2 protein-coding genes are annotated in these 3811 nt (G+C 39.4%); both read left to right on the forward strand.

Annotation, left to right across the window (positions count from 1 at the left end; genetic code table 11):
* The coding region (locus BLR60_RS24505; protein WP_143009155.1) for a non-ribosomal peptide synthetase at positions 1-3489 on the forward strand (3489 nt) is incomplete at its 5' end.
* 21 nt (positions 3490-3510) lie between these two features.
* Positions 3511-3811: hypothetical protein (locus tag BLR60_RS24510; protein ID WP_143009156.1), on the forward strand; the 301-nt coding region annotated here is incomplete at its 3' end.

Below are 3811 nucleotides of genomic sequence, written 5' to 3' on the forward strand. Positions count from 1 at the left end.
TATCTCGGTCAACTCGATAACGTACTGAAAAACCAGGGAACAATAAAAACAGCAGATGAAAATACCGGACAAACAGTAGAACCTCAGAATGCAGGAACCAGAAAAATCATAATTACCGCAATGGTGATCAAAGGAAAACTCAAAATGAACTGGAAATATCGATGCGACCTGTTTGACGGGCAGACCATTGAAAAAATCTCCGACGACTACATACAAAAAATCGAAAGCATAATACTACACTGTTCAACAAGGCAGCAAACAAAAAGATCCGTATCCGACATTGGAATGTCAGGCATCGCATCCAATCAGGAACTCGACGAGTTTCTTGAAGAAAAAGCATTCTCAAAGATTAGTGCCATCTACCCGCTTAGTCCGGTACAGGAAGGTATGCTCTTCCATAGCCTTTATGACGAGCACTCTACCTCCTACCTTAACCAGTTCCAATGTAACATCCATGGTGATCTCAACCTGGAACTGTTTAAAATGAGCTGGGAACTGGTCATACAAAAACATACAATCCTCCGCTCAGGATTTCATAATCACGGGTTCAGTCTCCCTGTTCAATCCGTACACAATCAGGTGGAGCTCCCATTCAAAATCCTAGACTTTACGGAGCAAAACCATCAACACCTCCTTCAGGAATTCCTTCTGCAGGATAGGAGTCAAAGGTTTGATATGGAAAAACCGCCACTGATGAGGGTTACAATCATACGGATGCACTCTCAAGAACATATACTGGTATGGACCTGCCACCACATAGTGAAGGACGGATGGTCATCGGGAATCATCTGTAACGAAGTACTCGATTTTTATCAGGAACTTCTCAAAGGCAATACCCCGGAGATTAAAGTCGATCACTTTCAGCATTATATCGAATTTTTAAAGGAAAGGGACCAGCATCTAGAGGAAGTTTTCTGGAAAAAGTACCTGAACGGATGCAGTCCCGCAACCCTTCTTCCTTTCGCTGATACGAAGTCATCAAGAAATAATGGAATTGGAGAATACAGGGAAATAACCTGTCCATTGGATGGCAACCTCAAAATGGCCGTTGAGAAATATATCCAGAAAAACAGACTAACCACAAGTACACTTTTTCAAGGAATATGGGCTTACCTATGCCATGTCTACACGGGACAGCAGGATCTTGTCTTCGGGGTGACAGTATCAGGAAGGCCCGCAGAACTCGAAAATGCTGAAAAAAGAGTTGGTCTATTTATCAATACCATACCGTTCAGGGCAAGGATAGAACAAGATCAAAAGATCTCAGAATGGCTTGCAGACATACAAATTGAAAATAGTAAATGCAGGGAATTCCAATATACATCCATTAGCAATATCAAAAACTGGAACCTTATATCAAATGACTTATTCGACTCCATATTCGTATTCGAAAATTACCCAGATCAAGTTAATACAAGTCGTGATATTCGCATTGAGGCGATAAACAACCATGAACAAACTAACTACCTATTGACAATTATCGCAAGTGGTGGCCTTAATCCTACTGTAAATTTTAATTATAATTCAAGTGTCGTGGATGGTGCGGATATCCAACGTATATCTGATCACTTTTTTAAAATCTTAAATCAGATTGTTCTTGAAGATTTTATTTCCATTAAAGACCTGTCTCCAATTACAGCAGCTGAACAGAATATACTACTACAAGACTTCCAAGGTCCATCAGTCATATATAAAGAAGATGAAACAATCTGTAGTATGTTCAACAGGCAGGTCCAAAAGGAACCGGCATCAATAGCTTTGATATTCGAAAATCAAAAACTCACTTACAAAGAGTTGGATATCCGTAGCGACCAAGTAGCACACTTAATCCATTCAAGAGGTGTAAAAGGTGAATTAGTGCCTATTATGCTTGAGCGGTCCATAGAAATGATCGTTGGTCTGCTTGGAATATTAAAATCGGGAAATGCTTACGTACCAATCGACCCGAACTATCCCTCATTCAGGATCAACTATATCCTTAAAGACACAACCGCAAAAATACTACTGACAGATGGGAAACAACACAATAAAGTGTCGAAAGAGCTTCTAGGTAAACTGGAAATATGTGCTATCACAAACGATAACAAAGAACTAAAAGCACAACCATTTTCAGAAACCCACAGCTACCCAACTGCCAATGATCTAGCTTATGTCATATATACTTCAGGATCAACGGGTCAACCCAAAGGAGTAATGATTGAACACAAAAATGTAATGAATCGTTTAAATTGGGGACAAGAATATTTCAATTTCCAGAAAGAAGATCGGTTTTTACAAAAAACCACATTCTGCTTTGACGTTTCGGTATGGGAAATATTCGCCCCGTTGATCGTGGGTGCCAGTCTTTATCTGGCAACTTCCCAAGGAAATAAGGACACCAATTATCTTCACTCATTTATCGACGAAAATAAACTGACAACGGTCCACTTTGTGCCATCATTGCTGGATGTATTTTTATTACACATTAAAAAGGGACAATGCAACAGTCTGAAACGTGTGATCTGTAGTGGAGAGGCATTAAGACAAAGCCATATTAGACTCTTCAGTGAAAAATTCGAGAATACGCCATTGTTCAATCTTTATGGTCCAACAGAAACTTCTATCGAAGTTACCAGTTACAAGGTTCAATATTTCGAAAAGGTTTTTATAGGAAAACCTATTATTAATGTCAAAGCATATGTTTTAAATGTATCTGGAAAGATTGTACCAATAGGTGTCCCAGGAGAATTATACATTGGAGGAATTCAATTAGCTCGTGGTTATTTAAACAGGCCAGATCTTACAGCCGCCTGTTTTTCAGAGATTAATGACTCTCTCGGCCGTCTTTATCGAACAGGAGATCTGGTCCGGTGGAATAATCAGGGACAGTTGGAATATTTGGACAGGCTTGACAATCAAGTTAAAATCAGAGGTTACAGAATCGAAATGAATGAGATCAGCCAAATCCTTACCAATCTCAAATATGTAACACAAGCAACGGTAGTCCACAACGAAGATCATTTTGGCAATAAATTCCTGATCAGTTACGTAGTTAGTGAAAATTTTGATGAGAATAATTTGCGGAAAGCACTGCGTGAAAAGCTTCCCGATTATATGGTACCGACTTTCATTATATCTGCAGACCAAATCCCATTGAAGGAAAATGGCAAAGTAGACAAAGAAAAACTTCCTTTTCCCAACGTCTTAAGCACTGCCGAGGCCGAGCAATCCTATCCACGAAACGAAACCGAACAAGGCTTATTGGAAATCTGGCAAGAACTTCTTGGACGGCAAATGCTGGACATTTATCAAGATTTTTTCGATATCGGAGGGGATTCTTTAACGGTTTTGCGGCTTTCATCAGCGATCAATAGCAAATTTGGAATATTAATACCAGTAAGGCTCTTGTTTAAAATCACCACAATATCTGGCATCGCAGATTATATCGAAACTACCAAACAACATGAATCAATCGATGACCAGACACAGTACGAGGTATTGGACATCTAATATATAACTAAAGTTCAAAACATGCTCAAAAGTCACTCAGAACATCTTCTAGATCTGCTCAAAAAAGCATCTGCTAACGGCTTATCGATTTCTATCGATAAGCATAAAGAACTAAAGGTTCAAAAAGTAAAAGGTTTATCATTTGACACAGCTTTAATTGAAGAAATTAAGTTATACAAAAATGAGCTAATAGATTTTCTGGATACTGGTATAAGCGAGGAAAGAATGATAACCCCCGGCATCAGGACCGGGCGCATCCCTCTATCCTATTCGCAGGAGAGCCTTTGGGTGATAGACAAGGTCTGGGGAAGCCTTCAGTACC

This window comes from Pedobacter terrae, assembly GCF_900100705.1.
GTDB classification, from domain to species: Bacteria; Bacteroidota; Bacteroidia; order Sphingobacteriales; family Sphingobacteriaceae; genus Pedobacter; species Pedobacter terrae.